The 15,704-nt window shown below is 68.1% G+C and carries 12 protein-coding genes and 1 pseudogene; 11 read left to right on the forward strand and 2 right to left on the reverse strand.

Translation table 11 applies throughout. The features are described 5' to 3' along the window. On the reverse strand, window positions 1–1,089 hold the full coding sequence (locus tag MKK75_RS35505) for an Ldh family oxidoreductase (protein WP_244047159.1): 1,089 nt from the start codon (window positions 1,087–1,089) through the stop codon (window positions 1–3). A 165-nt stretch (window positions 1,090–1,254) separates the two neighbouring features. Here MKK75_RS35505 and MKK75_RS35510 point away from each other — a divergent pair, with 165 nt between their 5' ends. From MKK75_RS35510 to MKK75_RS35520, 3 genes are all read left to right on the forward strand, one after another. After that, window positions 1,255–1,962, forward strand: coding sequence for a GntR family transcriptional regulator (locus MKK75_RS35510; RefSeq protein ID WP_244047160.1), 708 nt, complete (start codon window positions 1,255–1,257; stop codon window positions 1,960–1,962). Next, a complete protein-coding gene (locus MKK75_RS35515; protein WP_244047161.1) occupies window positions 1,952–3,397 on the forward strand; it encodes a peptidyl-alpha-hydroxyglycine alpha-amidating lyase family protein in 1,446 nt (481 codons plus the stop codon). Before MKK75_RS35510 ends, MKK75_RS35515 begins: the two co-directional genes overlap by 11 nt. 67 nt (window positions 3,398–3,464) lie before the next feature. Next, complete coding sequence (locus tag MKK75_RS35520; RefSeq protein WP_244047162.1) at window positions 3,465–5,012, forward strand: MmgE/PrpD family protein; 1,548 nt, start codon at window positions 3,465–3,467, stop codon at window positions 5,010–5,012. Between the two features lie 487 nt (window positions 5,013–5,499). Here MKK75_RS35520 and MKK75_RS36540 read toward each other — a convergent pair. After that, window positions 5,500–5,761 (reverse strand): annotated as a pseudogene (locus MKK75_RS36540) (IS3 family transposase); the annotation flags it as partial. Window positions 5,762–5,955: 194 nt separating this feature from the next. Here MKK75_RS36540 and MKK75_RS35525 point away from each other — a divergent pair. The 8 genes from MKK75_RS35525 to MKK75_RS35560 all read left to right on the forward strand — a co-directional run bounded on the left by MKK75_RS35525 (window position 5,956) and on the right by MKK75_RS35560 (window position 15,487). Further along, the gene (locus tag MKK75_RS35525) at window positions 5,956–8,190 is read left to right on the forward strand and encodes a CHASE2 domain-containing protein (RefSeq protein WP_244047163.1); all 2,235 of its coding nucleotides are present in this window, start codon (window positions 5,956–5,958) and stop codon (window positions 8,188–8,190) included. Window positions 8,191–8,355: 165 nt separating this feature from the next. Then, window positions 8,356–9,498 (forward strand): FecR domain-containing protein, encoded by a 1,143-nt coding sequence (locus tag MKK75_RS35530; protein WP_244047164.1) that lies wholly within the window; start codon window positions 8,356–8,358, stop codon window positions 9,496–9,498. 46 nt (window positions 9,499–9,544) lie between these two features. Further along, the gene (locus MKK75_RS35535; RefSeq protein WP_244047165.1) at window positions 9,545–10,393 is read left to right on the forward strand and encodes a hypothetical protein; all 849 of its coding nucleotides are present in this window, start codon (window positions 9,545–9,547) and stop codon (window positions 10,391–10,393) included. A gap of 65 nt (window positions 10,394–10,458) precedes the next feature. Beyond that, window positions 10,459–10,914 carry a hypothetical protein gene (locus tag MKK75_RS35540; RefSeq protein WP_244047166.1) on the forward strand — a complete coding sequence of 152 codons (456 nt, stop codon included), beginning with the start codon at window positions 10,459–10,461 and terminating at the stop codon, window positions 10,912–10,914. 425 nt (window positions 10,915–11,339) lie between these two features. After that, window positions 11,340–12,161 carry a DUF3658 domain-containing protein gene (locus MKK75_RS35545; RefSeq protein WP_244047167.1) on the forward strand — a complete coding sequence of 274 codons (822 nt, stop codon included), beginning with the start codon at window positions 11,340–11,342 and terminating at the stop codon, window positions 12,159–12,161. A gap of 105 nt (window positions 12,162–12,266) precedes the next feature. Next, a complete protein-coding gene (gene metG, locus MKK75_RS35550) occupies window positions 12,267–13,844 on the forward strand; it encodes a methionine--tRNA ligase (protein WP_244047168.1) in 1,578 nt (525 codons plus the stop codon). A gap of 15 nt (window positions 13,845–13,859) precedes the next feature. After that, window positions 13,860–14,660, forward strand: coding sequence for a TatD family hydrolase (locus MKK75_RS35555; RefSeq protein WP_244047169.1), 801 nt, complete (start codon window positions 13,860–13,862; stop codon window positions 14,658–14,660). A 23-nt stretch (window positions 14,661–14,683) separates the two neighbouring features. Beyond that, complete coding sequence (locus tag MKK75_RS35560; RefSeq protein ID WP_244047170.1) at window positions 14,684–15,487, forward strand: MBL fold metallo-hydrolase; 804 nt, start codon at window positions 14,684–14,686, stop codon at window positions 15,485–15,487. Window positions 15,488–15,704: the final 217 nt, after the last annotated feature.

Raw genomic sequence — 15,704 nt, forward strand, 5'->3', positions numbered from 1 at the left:
CTACGTAGATCCGTCAGAGACGGGCGCGCGGAACGCGAGCGGCACCTCCACGCCGCAGCGGTCCGCCTCGGCCACGAGTTGCTGCAGCTCCTGCGCATCCAGCGGGATGCCGTCTTGTCCGCGCTGAGCTTCGACCCGCTCCTCAGGCTCACCGGGGAGGAGGATCTCGTCGAAGCCTTCCGCACGCTGTGTCGCTTTCGCGCGGGAGGACAGCTCGCCCATCCGGTGCTCATAACTCTGCATCGGCATGAACAAATCGGGCCGGATCGCCATAAAGCAGTGCCCGACGTTCTGGGGATGCTCGAAGTCGAGATACTGATTGCGGACATCGCCCCCGAAGTTTGCGCCAGACATGACGCCGGCGAGAATCTCCATCATCAGTGACAGCCCGGAGCCCTTCACACCGCCGAAGGGAAGCACCACACCTTCGTAGCCGGCCTTCGCATCGGTCGTCTCACGGCCATCCTTATCGAGGGCCCAGCCGAGCGGAATCGGCTCGCTGCGCTGCATGGCGCGCCGCACCTTCCCACGAGCGACCACCGACATGGCCATGTCCAGCATGACCGCCGGACGTCCGGACCCGGCGGGGGCCGCGAAGGCGAACGGACTCGTCCCGAGGAAGGGCGCGCGTCCACCCCAGATCGGCATCGCAGGCGACGCGTTGGTGAAGACAAAGGCAGCGAGCCCAGCCTCGGTGGCCTGCTTCAGGTAGCTCGCGGCCATGCCGAAATGGTTGCTGTGGTAGGCGAGGACGAACCCCATCCCGTGCTCGCGCGCCATGTCGATGGCGATCTGCATCGACCTGGTGCCGACGAGGAAGCCGAGCGCGTTATCGCCGTCGACGCGGGCCGTCACCGTGGCCGGTCGCTCTACCGTCATGGTCGGCAACGCGTTGACCAAGCCGCGGCGCAGCCGATCGATATAGATCGGCACACGCCCGACGCCGTGCGAGGACACGCCACGCAGATCGGCCTGAACCAAGCATTCGGCGACGCGCCCGGCATCCGCCGGTGGGACCTTCTGCTGTTCGAATAGTCGGGCGACGAAGTCCTGAACCTGCGCAGCGGGGAAGACCGGCGTGCTCGTCATGTCGGCGGCTCTCGGCGAGCGGGGGCGGTGCGACCGCGTTCAGGGCGCCCGGAGGGGCATCTCGGCCCACCCGGAAACGGCACCTCTCCGCAACCGTATACAATTGAATATGATTGTGTCCAGTGTCCGGTGACGCTATTATTCCCGCGAGGGAGCGGATCGAACGTGCAGAAAACCAAGCTGCCTGCGGCGACCCAATCCTGGCCCATCGGCTCTTCAGGCGATGACAAGCCGCTCAGCCGTCGCGCCTACGAGGCGATATTCGCGGCCATCCAGGGCGGCCAGCTGCGACCCGGCTCGTTCGTCCGGGAGATAGAGCTGACCGAGTGGCTGGAGATGAGTCGAACGCCTCTGCGCGACGCCTTGCAGCGCTTGGAGGCGGAGGGTCTTGTCCACCTCAAATCGCATCGTGGCGTTCAAATCGCCCGCCTGGATCGACAGGCGATCATCGAGCTCTATACCGCCCGGGCGTGGGCCGAAGGCGCGGCGGCATCCTTGGCGGCGCGATACGCCTCACAGGCCGACATCGCCCAGATGCGGCATATCCTGACGTTGGAAGACGCGGCCGCAGGCGACCCGACGCTCGGCGCACGCCACAACCGGTCGCTTCACCGGGCAATCTACGGCTGCACGCACAATCGCTATCTGATCGACCACCTGACGGCGCTGTCAGCGTTGCTTGCGCTCGCAGGCAACGCCACGCGCCGCAATGCCGTCCGCGTGGCCGAGGCTCAGAGAGAGCACACGGCTCTGGTCGCTGCGATCGAGGACGGTGATCCGACCAGAGCGGAAGCGTGTGCACGCGCACACATTCAGGCCGCGCAACACTTCGTGCTAGCCAATCGCGCGAGCGATGAGCAGGATGGGTACTGACCGCACCATGCCCTCTCCGAATGATCGGGACCGGCCCGGCAATGCCGCGCTCGGCCGGCCACGCCTCTACCGAGGCCCTGCACAGCTGGCTGGCCCGTCTGCCGATGTCCGTCGCCACCCGCGAATCTGGTGTCCTCGGACTTGGGTCGAACGCTGCGGTGATCCGAAGCTGCGCCGCATCGGGGTGGCGCGGGCGTGGCGCGGCGGTCAATCAGTCGTTACCGCCGGCGAGGCGGGCCATATTCTGGCCGGTGAGGCCGTCGACCGGCGGTGCAGGTTGATGAGCTTCTGGCGCCGCAAACGGATGCTCCGCGGTGTCGTGCTCGGCGTCTGCGCGTTCGTCATCTCCTGCCCGGTGGAGGCCCAGCAAGCCCAGCCACTGAAGCCGGCCGATCTTCCTAACCCGTACCGCCTCGTCGAGGGTTGGCCGGTGCTGCCGGCGGCGATGAACGACGGGCGCTGGGGCGAGGTCAGCCGCGTGCAGGTCGGCCCGCGCGGCAACATCTGGGTCCTCCACCGTTGCTTTGCCGACAAGCCGCCTGGTAGCGCGGTCTGTCTCGGTGCCTTCAAGGACTATCCGCCGATCTTAGAATTCGATCCTGCCGGTAGGCTGGTTGCGAGTCTCGGCGCCGGGTTGCTCGCCTACCCGCACGGTCTCGCCGTCGACCGGGACGGCAACCTCTGGGTCACGGACGTCAACGACGCGGGGCGCGTGCTCGGCATGCCGGCGACGAACGCCGACGGCGTGGTGATGGGCCAGGACGTCCTCAAGCTCGATCCGGCAGGCAAGGTTTTGCTGACACTGGGCAAGGAGGGCGTCTCGGGCAGCGGCCCCGACGCATTCGACCGCCCGTCCGGGGTCGCCGTCGCAGCCAACGGCGACGTCTTCGTATCGGACGGCCACTATCCCAACGCGCACCACAACGCTCGCATCATGAAGTTCGACAAGAACGGCTATTTCGTCAAGAGCTGGGGCAAGCTTGGATCGGCGCCGGGCGATTTCGATGGGCCGCATGACCTCTGCATCGGCGGATCGCAGCAGCATGTCTACGTGGCCGACCGCCAGAACAAGCGCATTCAGGTCTTTGATCAAGACGGCCAATTCATCGCAGCTTGGCCGCAATTTGGTCAGGTAAATTCGGTATTCGTGGGCAAAGACGACACGATTTACGCGGGGACGGCATATCCGGATCCGGCTTATGCGGGCAAGGCGCAAGATGATCCGACCGCGACGCGGGGCTTGATCAGGGGCATCATCGTCGGAAGCGCCAAAGATGGTACGTTGAAAGCCTTCATTCCCGATCCGACTGATCTGAGAACGGTGGTGCGTGGATCCTCGGCGTCGGGCATTACCGCTGACGATCAAGGCAACATCTACGCGGCTGACGTCGGTGCCCACAGCCTGCGCAAATACACGCTTCAAGGCCATCACTGACAGGGCAACCCAAACCGAACACCGGCAACCGGACAGCGCGGTTCAGGCGAGACGAGGAGGATGAGTCATGCTCAACCGCAAGCAGCTCCTGGCCGGTTTGTCAGCACTGGGAACAACGGCGGCACTCGCCGGGGTGGGCCGACCTGCGGCGGCGGATCGTGAGCACCGGGCGGAGATCCGATCAGACCCAGTCCACACCCACCCGACGACCGACCGCAAGCCGTCCGACCTCGAGGTCACGGCGGACACTGCGACCTTCGTCGAATCGACCCGTTACGAGGACCTGCCGCCCGAGCTGATTGTCCTCGGAAAACAGCACATCCTGGACGCGTTCGGGCTCGCCATCGCGGGCGAGAAAGCAGAGACCGGTCCGATCCTGCGTCGCTACCTCGCCGATCTTGGTGTCCTGAATGGCCCATCCAGCGTGCTCGGCACGAACCTGCACGCCCCCCCGCGCTTCGCCGCCTTCGCCAACGGCGTCGCCATCCACGCCGACGATTTCGATGACACGCAGCTCGCCGTCGCGAAGGACCGCGTCTATGGCCTCCTCACCCACCCCACGGTGCCGACCCTGCCGCCCGCACTCGCGCTGTCGGAGGCGCTGAACAAGTCCGGCCGCGACTTCATGCTGGCCTATCATCTCGGCGTCGAGGTCGCCACGAAGCTCGCCGAGGCGATCGCCCCCCGCTCCTATGAGGGCGGCTTTCACGCCACCAGCATGTGCGGCGTGTTCGGCTCGGCGGCGGCCGCGGGAAAGCTGCGCGGCCTCGACGGGAAGCAGCTGCGCAACGCCTTCGGCGTGGCCGGTGCGGAAGCCGGCGGCCTGCGCGAGAATTTCGGCACGATGACGAAGCCGTTCCAGGCTGGCCATGCCGCCGAGGCGGGCATCGTGGCGGCCGACCTCGCGGCCCTGGGCTGGACGGCGGCCGAGGACATTCTCGAGGCCAAGCGCGGCTTCTTTGCCGCCTTCGGGGGCGGCTGGGATCCCGGGGCGATCGTCGGCCGCCTGGGTCAGCCGTGGTCGCTGCTCTCGCCCGGCGTGTCGATCAAGCCCTATCCCTCGGGCTCGCTCACGCATCCCGCCATGGACGTGATGGCAGAGCTCATCGCGCAGCACGGCATCCGGGCGCAGGACGTGGCGCAGGTCCGGGTCGGCACCAACCGGCAGATGCTCAATACGCTGATCCACCACCGGCCCCGGACGGGCCTGCAGGCCAAGTTCAGCATGGAATACTGCATGGCCGTGCTGTTGGTACTCGGCAAGGCGGGGCTCGGGCAGTTCCAAGACGCTGTGGTCGATCAGCCGGACTTGCAGGCCATGGTCGCCAAGGTCGATTTCTACAACAACCCGGATGCGGACGCGGCCGGGGCCGACAAGATGCGCAGCTACGTCGAGGTTCAGCTGACGGATGGCCGCTCCGTCTCGGGCCAGGGCGACTTCGCGCGCGGCAGTCCGGAGAAGCCGATGAGCTTCGATGACACCGTGGCGAAGTTCGAGGGCTGCGCGGACTTCGCCGGACTGTCGCGCGACCGGGCCGGGCGGATCGTGTCGGCGGTGCGGAACCTGGACACGGTCCCCGACATGCGTTCCGTCCTCACGGGCCTCTTCGCCTGAGCCTCGGCGGCATCCACGGCCCGGTCCCGCGCTTGGCCGAAACCGACCACGAATTGCCCCATAGCCGCAGCGGCGCCCGCCACGCCAATGGCGCCAAAACCGATCTGGGGCGAGCAGAAGGCCGCGGGGGGGAGAACCCAGCGCCCGCATTCCTGACGCCTACAGGCGTAGCGCGATAGGCGCCGAACCGCGCAGAAACGGCGGGATGGCCGCGAAGGGTCGATAGGACGCTGTCCGCTTTTTTTTTGATGCCCGTCATTAAAGCGAACCGGCGGCTTCCGGCCAGACTACGTCACGCCGGGTCGTCGGCGCGCGCAGGACCGGACGTTCGGCTTCGCGCCCAACCCGGTTCTTCGGTGTGTTGTGCCGACGTCCCGTGGGATTGGGATTGCTCCGTTTTCGTGGACGGTTCAGGGGACTTGGCTGAGCAGGGTCTCGGTTGTCGGTTCTGACCCGGTCTCCTTCTCGTAGACGACGGGCGAGCGGTAGCCGAGCGGCGGCGCAGCGGATTTGAGACATCCTCGATGGAGCCGAAGACCGCCATCCGTGCCTCCGCATGCGAGCGGACGCGACGGCGCGTCAGCAGCTCGCCTTCGAGGGTCGAGAAGCCCTTCGACAGGCTCGGGGTGAGGGCTCGCGGCCATGGCGTTGTCGTAGGCATCGCCGACCGAGCCCATCGATGGGCGGACACCCGCTTCCTGGCACCGGCTGCCGAAGGCCAGCGAGGTGTACTGCGAGTCTTGATCCGACGGAACGCGGCCGGATATGCGGGGCGGGTCTTGGGCCTCGGACAAACACCTCACGCGAAAGCGGTCTCGGTGTCCACCAAACCGGGGCAATCCCGGTTCGATTGGACAACGTCGGCGGTTTGTGGCCGAGACACTTTAATCCGCGTCACAGAATGTCCGCCGGAATACCGAGGAGGCGTGGGATGCGGCCCGACATGACCTTTCCTCGCGTCAGGAGATTGGGCCTCCGGATCGGACCGGGCCGCGCGCTGGCGGCCCTCGTTCTGGTGGCGCTGCTGACGGTGCGGGTTTACGATCCCCCGCCGGTCGAGGCTCTGCGGCTGCGCGTCTTCGATGCCTACCAAGTCGTCGCGCCGCGCGTTCCGCCTCCGGAACGCCCGGTTGCGATCGTCGATATCGATGAAGCAAGTCTCGCCGTCTTCGGCCAGTGGCCTTGGTCGCGGACCCGGTTGGCCGAGATATGCGAGAAGCTTGGCGAAGGCGGCGCGGCGATCGTGGCCTTCGACGTCATCTTCTCCGAGCCCGACCGCCTCTCGCCGCCGCTGCTCGCCACGACCCTGCCGTTCCTGAACGAGGCGGCGCGGGCGAACCTGCGGGCGCAACCCGACAGCGATCGCCTCTTCGCACAGGCGATCAAAACCCTTCCCGTGGTCCTCGGCCAAACCGCATCCGCCGCGCCCGTCCCCTGGACCGGCGCGGCGCCACCGCCCCAGACCGGAATCGCCGTGGTCGGGACGGATCTCGACCCGACCACGGCGCTGATCGACTTCCCCGGCCTGATCCGCAACCTGCCGATCCTGGAGCAGGCCGCCGCCGGGCGGGGCGTCTTCACCATCAGCCCGGAACGGGATGGCGTCGTGCGGCGGGTGCCGATGGTGCTGCGCGCCGCCGGGGCGGTCGTGCCGGCCTTGAGCCTCGACGTGCTGCGCGTCTTGACGCGGGCCGACAGCATCCTCGTCCGGACGGACCAGCAGGGCGTGGTCGCCATCCGGCTCCCCGACTTCGTCCTGCCGACCGACCCCCGCGGACAGATCTGGGTCCGGTTCAGCCCGCACGATCCCGGGTTGTACGTGTCGGCTCAAGACCTGCTCGCCGGGAGGGTCTCGCCCGACCGCCTGAAGGACAGGATCGTCCTCGTCGGGACGTCCGCGGTCGGCCTCCTCGACAACCGGACCACACCCATCGATCGCGCGATGCCAGGCGTCGAGATCCACGCCCAACTGCTCGAGACGCTTCTGACGGGCACCAACCTGACCTTGCCCAACGATGCCGTCATGATCGAGCTCGGCGTTGCGGCGGCCGTGTCGGTGGGAATCATCGTGTTGGCCCCGATCCTGGGTGCCTTCACGCTGCTGATCCTCGGCGGCTTCGTCGCCGCCGGCCTCGCCTGCGTGTCTTGGTACCGGTTCACGGCCCAGGGGGTGCTGTTCGATGCCACCTTCCCCCTGGCCACGACCTTCCTCGTCTATCTGGTTCTGGTCTTCACCAACTATTTCCGGGAACAGGCCGGCCGCAGCCGGATCCGTGCTGCGTTCGGGCGCTACCTGTCCCCAGCCCTGGTCGAGCAACTCGCCCAGTCGCCGGCCAAGCTGCGGCTCGGGGGCGAAGCGCGGCGGCTGACGATCATGTTCTCCGATGTCCGCGGCTTCACGACGATCGCTGAATTCTACAAGACCGATCCGACGGGGCTGACGGCCCTGATGAACCGCTTCCTGACACCGCTCACAGACGCGATCCTGGAGCGCAAGGGGACGATCGACAAGTATATGGGCGACGCGATCATGGCGTTCTGGAACGCGCCACTCGACGACGCCGCTCAGGAGACGAACGCGGCGGCCGCAGCCCTCGATATGCTCGCGCGGATGGATGCCCTGAACGAGACGCGGAGGATCGAGGCGGAGGCGGGCGGGTACCCCGTGCTCCCGCTCAATGTCGGCATCGGCATCAACACCGGCTCCTGTGTCGTCGGGAACATGGGCTCGAACCTGCGCTTCGACTATTCCGTCCTCGGAGACGCCGTGAACCTCGCCTCGCGGCTCGAAGGCCAATCGAAGTACTACGGCGTGAAGATCATCCTCGGGGCGGAGACCGCGGACGCCATCCGGGACCGCTTTGCCGTGCTGGAGATCGACCTGATCCAGGTCAAGGGCAAGCAGACGCCTGAGCGCATCTCCACCCTCGTCGGCGATCGAGACGTCGCCGCCTCCGCCTTATTCGTGGCGCTCGCGGCTCAACATGGAGCGATGATCGCGGCGTACCGGGCCCGACGGTGGGAAGAAGCCCGCGCCAATGCCGAGGCGTGCCGGGCACTCGGGGATGGCCTGCGTCTCGACGGACTGTACCGGCTCTACAGGGAACGGGCGGAGGCTTTCATGCGGGATCCTCCGCCCGACGCGTGGAGCGGCGTCCATGTCGCGACCAGCAAGTAACCGCGCGACGGGAGCTTTTGGGAGGGTGTCAGCCCGGCGGAAACCAAAAAAGGCGACGGTCATGTCGCAGTGGACACTGAGTACGCGCTCCTCTATTGGGTCAAAATATTGTCTCTGTGGAGTAGGGAAGGAAGATGCCTTCCAACGCCATCGAGCGGAGGCCCCATGAACCCCGCCGTTCGAGTCTGCTGCGCCGCGACGGCCGGTATTCTGATATCCGGTGTTGCCTTCGCCAAACCGGCGGATATTGGAAAAGCAGAAATCGTCGTGCCAGATGCCAAGCGCACGTCAATCGAACAGGAGGAACGAAGCCTTCAGGTCGGTACCGATGTCTTCAAGGACGATGTCGTGAATACCGGAAATATCGGCGCGGTCATGCTTAAGTTTAACGATAAGACGACTCTCAAGATATTTCCGAATTCTAAAGTCAAGCTCGACAATTACGTCTACGACGCGGATAAGACCGTTCTGCACGTTGGGCTGAACCTTCTTTCGGGGGCGATGCGCATTGCATCCGGCGGCCCGCATACCGCCGACAAATATCAGTTGCGGACACCCCAGGCGACTATCGGCATTCGCGGCACAGTCATTCACATCGTTGCCGACGATGAGCGGACTGTCGTCGAAGCCTTGCACGGCACCTTTTACGCTTGCGCCACGACGGGGTCGGCCTGTCGAACCGTATCGGCGACAGACGCTATGAACGCCCTCCATCTGCGGAGCGATGGCCGGATCGAATTGACCCGGGCGCGGCGGGATCTGGGCGTGCGCTCGGCTCATGGAAGCAGCGAGGCCTCGGCAGCCGAGCCGGTTCTGGCCAGCTCGGCTGTCGCACCGGCCGGAGGTTTCGAGGCCAGAGAGCAGGCCGGGAATGATGCGACCGTTGACGTCTCGGGCAGCGTGTCCCAGCTCCTGCCGTTGAACCTTCCTGTGGCGTCGCTGAACGGGCTTGGTGCCACATCCACTGCTACTGCTACTGTGACTGCCACTTCGGCAGTCGGCTCCGGCCAGGGAAGGACGGCAAGTCCGGACCCGTCGGATCGCAGCTCAGGGGGCCCGTCCGCTGAACTCGGCGCCGAGCGTGGATCAACCCGAAGTGAGAGCGGCGGGATTGCCGCATCGGGCGGCAGCATTGCGGAATCGTTCTTCGCGTTCATCGCCGAGGGTGCATCAAGCCCGAGCAATGGCCGCGGCGATGTCTCGGGTAGCGCGCCTGCGCCCGAGGTGAACGCCATCCTTGGCGCTGCGCTGACAGGCAGCACCATAGCATTTCTACGGCGCAGGCGTAGCAAACGCGTCTCGGCTTGATCAACCGGCGATGACGCGGCCCATCAGACGGCGCAGGACGGGTGTCATGATCGAAGCGGCTCGCACCTCCGCCTTGCCTCTCCCTTCCCGATCAGCAACCGGGGCCCTGCTCGTCTTCTCCTGCGGGACCGTCCTGTCGGCGGTCCTGCAACGGCACCTGTTGGAGGTCACGCAGTCCGCTCAGCATCTCGTCGAGTTCAACGTCGGCGAGGCATTCGGGCTCGCGGCGAGCCTGTCGCTGGTGCTCGCCGACCGGCACCGGCGCATCGCCCTGACCGGATCCGACATCGCCGTCCTGGTGCTGTCGGCGCTCGCTTGGTTCGTGCCGGAGCAACACGGGGTCTACCTCGCCACGACGCTCGCTGGGCTCTGGCTGCTCCTCAAGGGCCGGTCCGACCAGCGACTGGCCGAGATCGGTCAGATCTGGCTCGCCTTGTCCGTCTATGAGCTCTGGGGCAAGCTTGTCTTCAAGCTCGCCTATCAGACGATCGAGGTCGTCGAGGTGGGCCTAATCTACACGGTCGGGCGCCTGTTCTACGGCGGCCTCGGCGTCGACGGGGCAAGCCTGAGCGTCCGAGGCGATTGGTCGATCGTGGTCCTCGAAGGGTGTTCCTCGTTCCACAACCTGTCGCTCACCGTGCTGATCTGGCTCTCGATCCTGAAGATTGCCGGGCGGCGGGCAACCTCGGCGGCACTCCCCGCGCTCGCCCTGAGCGCGTGCCTCGTGGTCGCGATCAACGTCGCGCGCATTCTGGCGATGCTGCCCACGCGTCAGAACTACCTGTTCTGGCACGACGGCCCGGGGGCGTCTCTCACGGCGATCGCATCGGTGCTGGCAGCCGTCGTCCCGATCGTCCTGTACGTCGAGCAGCGCGCAGGTCGGGCCGAAGCATGATCCAGGCAAGGGGGGCCCGCGCCGGCCTTGCCCTTCTATGTCTCCTGATCGTCGCGTCGGCCGCTATGCGCGTCTACGTCTACCGACACGCATCGGACGCCGTGGGCTGGCAAGCGTCCGGCCGGCCCGCGGACCTCGGGGACGGTTATCTGTTGCCGCGGGCCGATGCCCGGCATCTCACCATTCCCATCGCGCCCTGCCCGGCATGGGCATCCGTCGATTTCGTGCCGGTCAGTCCCTACGGGCATGACCCTTCGCTGGCCGGCACACCCGGTTCAGACGATCACGTCGCCTACGTCTATCACGGCTGGAACCTTGGGAGCCGCTTTATCACGATCAGCCTCAACGGGATCTATTTCGCCCGCCTGGCCTACGCGCGGCTCAGCATGCAGAAGAACCCCGCGGCCGACGACTTGGCCGTGAAGATCATCGTGCCAGCCGGTTGTGATGCTTCACCTGAAGACGTGATGGCCGTCCTGCGGCGCGCAGCCCGTTCCGGAAGCCGTTCAGGTGACGAATAGAGCGCTCCGCGCCGAAGGGGACACCGGTTCGGCGCAAGAGCGCGCATCGCAACAAGGGCCGAGGCCGGCCCGGCCGGACATGCGGGTGGCCGTAGCGGTGGGCTGTGGGACCGCCACGGTTGAGCGGCCGCGCACGCGCTTCGCGGCCCCACGGGCGGCCATCGGTACCCTCGACCGGCGCCCGGTGGTGGCATCGCGATTCGGGGCTCCGGCCGAGGACGCGTGGGATAGGCCAGGGCCGAATCGTGGAAGAGCCGTGCGCAGGCCGGGGCTACAAAACGTTACAGGCGCGGCCCTGGCCGTCACATCCGGGCAGCACCCAACGGCGAGGGTGCCTCACGCCGCCGTCCCGGCCGCCGGTCGCGGAAGCGACCGGGCGTCGCGCCGTCCGGAGGGCGGAGGGACCCGGGATGGGGGATCCGGATATGACCGATGCGGCCGAGACCATCCACGTGGCCTGGGGCGTGAGCCGGGCCGAGAGCGTCCGGGAGGCCCTGCGGCTGCAGGGCTGCGCGGAACGGGTGATCGCGCTCTCCCATGCCTTGACCGTCGGCCCGATCGCCTCGCTCGACGGCCAGGCGCGCCGGGCGTGGCTCGCGGCCAACACGCGTGACGACGACGAAGACCGCCCGGATCAGGTCGACCTTGAGGCCCCCTGGGCGGAGGCGACCGCGGCCGGCATCCACCCGGTGTTCTGGGTCTGCCGGACCGATGCCGCGGAGCATGCCTGCCTGCTGGCCTTCGCCGCCCGCATGGCCGGCCGGCCCTTCGACATCGTCGATGCGACCGGGTTCGACTTTACCGACTTCAGCCAGGTTTCGCCGATCTGGTCGCTGGGCCAATTGCGCCCCGGGGAGATCGTGGCGTCCGGCCTGGGCCGGCGACGGCGCCCGTTCGCCCGGGCCGAGCGCGACGCGGCCGCGGCGGCGTGGGCGCAGTTGCGCCGGGAGAACGCGCCGCTGCGCATCCTGCGCGACGGCCGCCTGGTGTCGGCGCCGCTGACGCAGTTCGACGCCGTCCTCGTCCGGCAGGCAGCGCCCGACCGGGAGCCGCTCATCGCGCTGGTTGCGCGCACGCTTCGGCACCTCGACGCCGCGCTGGATCCGCCGGGGCAGGGCTGCAGTCACGAACTCCTGTTCGCCCGCATCCTCGCCCTCGGGCGCGCCGGCAAGCTGGAGGTCACGGGGCCGGGGCCGGGGATGCGCGCCTACGCGGTCCGCCGCCCCGCCGCGCACGCGCCGGCCTGACCGGCGTCCCGGCCCCGGAACCGGGGCTCCGGCAACGGTTGCGTCCCGGCCGCCGCCGCGCGACAACGCGGACAGCTTTTCGCGATCATCCGGAACACCATCGACGTGACGTCCAACGCCCCGGCGCAGCCCCAAAAGACCTTCGGCCTCTCGACCGCGATCTCCTACCCCAACGGCGCGCCCCATATCGGCCACGCCTACGAGGTGATCGCCGCCGACGCGATCGCGCGCTTCCACCGGCTCGACGGCTACGACGTCCTGTTCTCCACCGGCACGGACGAGCATGGCCTCAAGATCCAGCAGGCCGCGACCCGGGCCGGCACCAGCCCGCGCGCCTACGTCGACGGCACGGCCGCCCGGTTCCAGGCCATGGCCGACCGGATGGACTGCGCCTACGACCGCTTCATCCGCACCACCGAGCCCGGCCATTACGAGGCCGCCCAGGCGATCTGGCGGCGGATGGAGGCCAACGGCGACATCTACCTTGCCACCTATGCCGGCTGGTACTCGGTGCGCGACGAGGCCTATTACGACGAAGCCGAGACGCGGCTCCTGGAGGACGGCACCCGCCGCAGCCTCGCCACCGACACGCCGGTCGTGTGGATGGAGGAGGAGAATTTCTTATTCCGTCTGTCCGCCTACCAGGACCGTTTGCTGAAGCTCTATGACGAGCAGCCCGGCTTCATCGGGCCGGAAACCCGGAAGAACGAGGTGGCGAGCTTCGTGCGCTCCGGCCTCAAGGACCTCTCGGTCAGCCGCACCAACTTCGATTGGGGCGTGCCGGTGCCGGGGCATCCGAACCACGTGATGTACGTGTGGGTCGACGCCCTGACCAATTATCTCACCGTCACCGGCTTCCCCGACGAGTCCGATCCCCGGGAAAAATACTGGCCGATGGATCTGCACGTGATCGGCAAGGACATCGTCCGGTTCCACGCGGTCTACTGGCCGGCCTTCCTGATGTCGGCCGGGCTGCCTCTGCCCAAGCGCGTCTTCGGCCACGGCTTCCTGCTCTCCAAGGGCGAGAAGATGTCGAAGTCGCTCGGCAACGTCCTCGATCCGTTCGAACTCGCCGACACCTACGGGGTCGATCCGGTGCGCTACTTCGTGCTGCGCGAGGTGCCGTTCGGCGGCGACGGCAGCTACAGCCACGAGGCGATCATCGGCCGGATCAACGCGGATCTGGCGAACGACCTCGGCAACCTGGCCCAGCGCTCGCTCTCGATGGTGGCCAAGAACTGCGACGGCGCGGTGCCGGATCCCGGCAGCCTGGACGCGGCCGACGCGGCGCTGCTGGCCCAGGCCGATGCCCTGCCGGAGCGGGCCCGCGCCCTGATGGGCGATCTGGCGCTCCACAGCATCCTGGCGGAGATCTGGGCCGTGGTGGCGGAGGCCAACCGCTACTTCGCGGCCCAGGAGCCCTGGAAACTGCGCAAATCCGACCCGGCGCGGATGAACACGGTGCTCTACACGACGCTGGAATCCCTGCGGGTCTTCGGCATCCTGACCCAGCCCTTCGTGCCGGGGGCGGCGGCCAAGCTCCTCGACCTGCTGGCGGTCCCGGCCGATCGGCGCAGCCTCGCCGCCGTGGGGGAGGGGGGCCGCCTCGTGCCCGGCACGGCGCTCCCGGCCCCCGCACCGATCTTCCCGCGCTTCGAGCGCCCCGAAACTCCGGCCGCCTGACGGCCCCGAGACCCGATGCTCATCGACAGCCACTGCCACCTCGATTTCCCGGATTTCTCCGCCGACCTGCCCGGCGTGATCGCCCGCGCCAGGGCGGCGGGGGTGACCGGCCTGCTCACGATCTCCACCCGGGTCGCCCGGGCCGAGACCTACCGGGCGATCGCCGAGGCCCACCCGGAAATCTGGCACACGATCGGCACCCATCCGGACGGCGCCGCCGAGGAGCCGGACGTCCCCGCCGAGACGATCGCGGCGCTCGCCGCGCGCAGCCCGCGCTGCGTCGGGATCGGCGAGGCGGGGCTCGACTACCACTATCCCGACGCTGCCCCGGAGGCGGTTCAGGAGCGGGTGCTGCGCGCCCATATCGCGGCGTCCCGCCTGGCCGGGCTGCCCCTGGTGATCCACGCTCGCGACGCCGACGACCACATGGAGCGGGTGCTCACCGACGAGATGCGCCGTGCGCCGTTCCGGGCGGTGCTGCACTGCTTCTCCTCCGGCCCCCGGCTGGCGGAGGCGGGGGTGGCGCTGGGCCTGTTCGTGTCGTTCTCCGGCATCGTGACCTTCCGGCGCTCGCACGCCCTGCGCGCCATCGCCCGGGCCGTGCCCCTCGACCGGATCCTGGTGGAGACCGACGCACCGTTCCTCGCCCCCGAGCCCCATCGCGGGCGGACCAACGAGCCGGCCTACACGGCCGACACCGCCCGGTCCCTGGCCGAGACCCTGGGGCTCGCCCCGGAGGAGCTGGCCCGGATCACCATGGCGAATTTTTTCAGGTTGTTCGACAAGGCCGCCGGCCCGGCGCGCAGCGCCGCGTGACGCGTCAGGAGCATGAGACCCGGATGGCGAGCCTGACCCTGCGCATCCTCGGCTGCGGCTCCTCCGGCGGGGTCCCGCGGGTCGGCAGCGGCTGGGGTGCCTGTGACCCGGAGAACCCGCGCAACCGTCGGCGGCGCTGCTCGATCCTGGTGGAGCGCCTCGCGGGGGGTGGGCGGACCACGCTCTTGGTCGACACCTCGCCCGACCTGCGCGAGCAGCTCATCGACGCGGGGGTGAAGCGCCTCGACGCCGTCCTCTACACCCACGCCCATGCCGACCACACCCACGGGATCGACGATCTGCGCCCGCTGGTGATCGCCATGCGGGCGCGCATCCCGGTCTACGCGGATGCCCTGACCCGCGCACCGCTCACGAAGCGGTTCGGCTACTGCTTCGAGACGCCCCCGGGGAGCGCCTATCCGCCGATCCTCGACCTGCGCGACCTGCCCGTCGACGGTGACCTGACCCTGGCGGGGGAGGGGGGGGCAATCCGGGTAGAATCGCTTCCCGTGGAGCACGGGAACGAGGCCGCCCTGGGCTTCCGCTTCGGCCAGGCGGCCTACATGCCCGACGTGAGCCTGATCCCGGAGGCGAGCCTCGCCCGGCTCCACGGCCTCGACCTGCTGATCATCGACGCCCTGCGGGATACGCCGCATCCGACGCACTTCTCCGTCTCGCAGGCCCTGGCGCTGATCGCCGAGGTCAGGCCGCGGCGGGCGGTGCTGACCAACCTGCACACCGATCTCGACCACGCGGCCCTGGCGGCGCGCCTGCCCGACGGCGTCGTGCCGGCCTATGACGGCCTGAGTCTGACCCTCGACGGCTGAACGGGGAGGGCCGGGCACGAATCGCCTGTCACACCCCTGTCGTCGGCCGAGTCCAAGAAAATCGGCTTCCCGGCGAAGAAGGCTGTTGACGGGCCCGGATTGCGGATCTATACCCCGGTTCATCGGCGCCGGCCGCGAGAGTGGACCGGGCGCTGAGTTATCTTCTGACAAGCGGGTTGACTGGCTGGCGAAGTCGCCGGGCGGTCTTCTGTTTGCC

This window comes from Methylobacterium sp. J-030 (assembly GCF_022829545.1).
GTDB lineage: Bacteria > Pseudomonadota > Alphaproteobacteria > Rhizobiales > Beijerinckiaceae > Methylobacterium.

Excerpts from the sequence above, each read along its gene's own strand:
- MKK75_RS35505 (WP_244047159.1), bottom strand. The coding sequence starts at position 1,089 with ATGACGAGCACGCCGGTCTTCCCCGCTGCGCAGGTTCAGGACTTCGTC.
- MKK75_RS35515 (WP_244047161.1), top strand. The coding sequence starts at position 1,952 with ATGGGTACTGACCGCACCATGCCCTCTCCGAATGATCGGGACCGGCCC.
- MKK75_RS35520 (WP_244047162.1), top strand. The coding sequence starts at position 3,465 with ATGCTCAACCGCAAGCAGCTCCTGGCCGGTTTGTCAGCACTGGGAACA.
- MKK75_RS35525 (WP_244047163.1), top strand. The coding sequence starts at position 5,956 with ATGACCTTTCCTCGCGTCAGGAGATTGGGCCTCCGGATCGGACCGGGC.
- MKK75_RS35530 (WP_244047164.1), top strand. The coding sequence starts at position 8,356 with ATGAACCCCGCCGTTCGAGTCTGCTGCGCCGCGACGGCCGGTATTCTG.
- MKK75_RS35535 (WP_244047165.1), top strand. The coding sequence starts at position 9,545 with ATGATCGAAGCGGCTCGCACCTCCGCCTTGCCTCTCCCTTCCCGATCA.
- MKK75_RS35540 (WP_244047166.1), top strand. The coding sequence starts at position 10,459 with ATGCGCGTCTACGTCTACCGACACGCATCGGACGCCGTGGGCTGGCAA.
- MKK75_RS35545 (WP_244047167.1), top strand. The coding sequence starts at position 11,340 with ATGACCGATGCGGCCGAGACCATCCACGTGGCCTGGGGCGTGAGCCGG.
- MKK75_RS35555 (WP_244047169.1), top strand. The coding sequence starts at position 13,860 with ATGCTCATCGACAGCCACTGCCACCTCGATTTCCCGGATTTCTCCGCC.
- MKK75_RS35560 (WP_244047170.1), top strand. The coding sequence starts at position 14,684 with ATGGCGAGCCTGACCCTGCGCATCCTCGGCTGCGGCTCCTCCGGCGGG.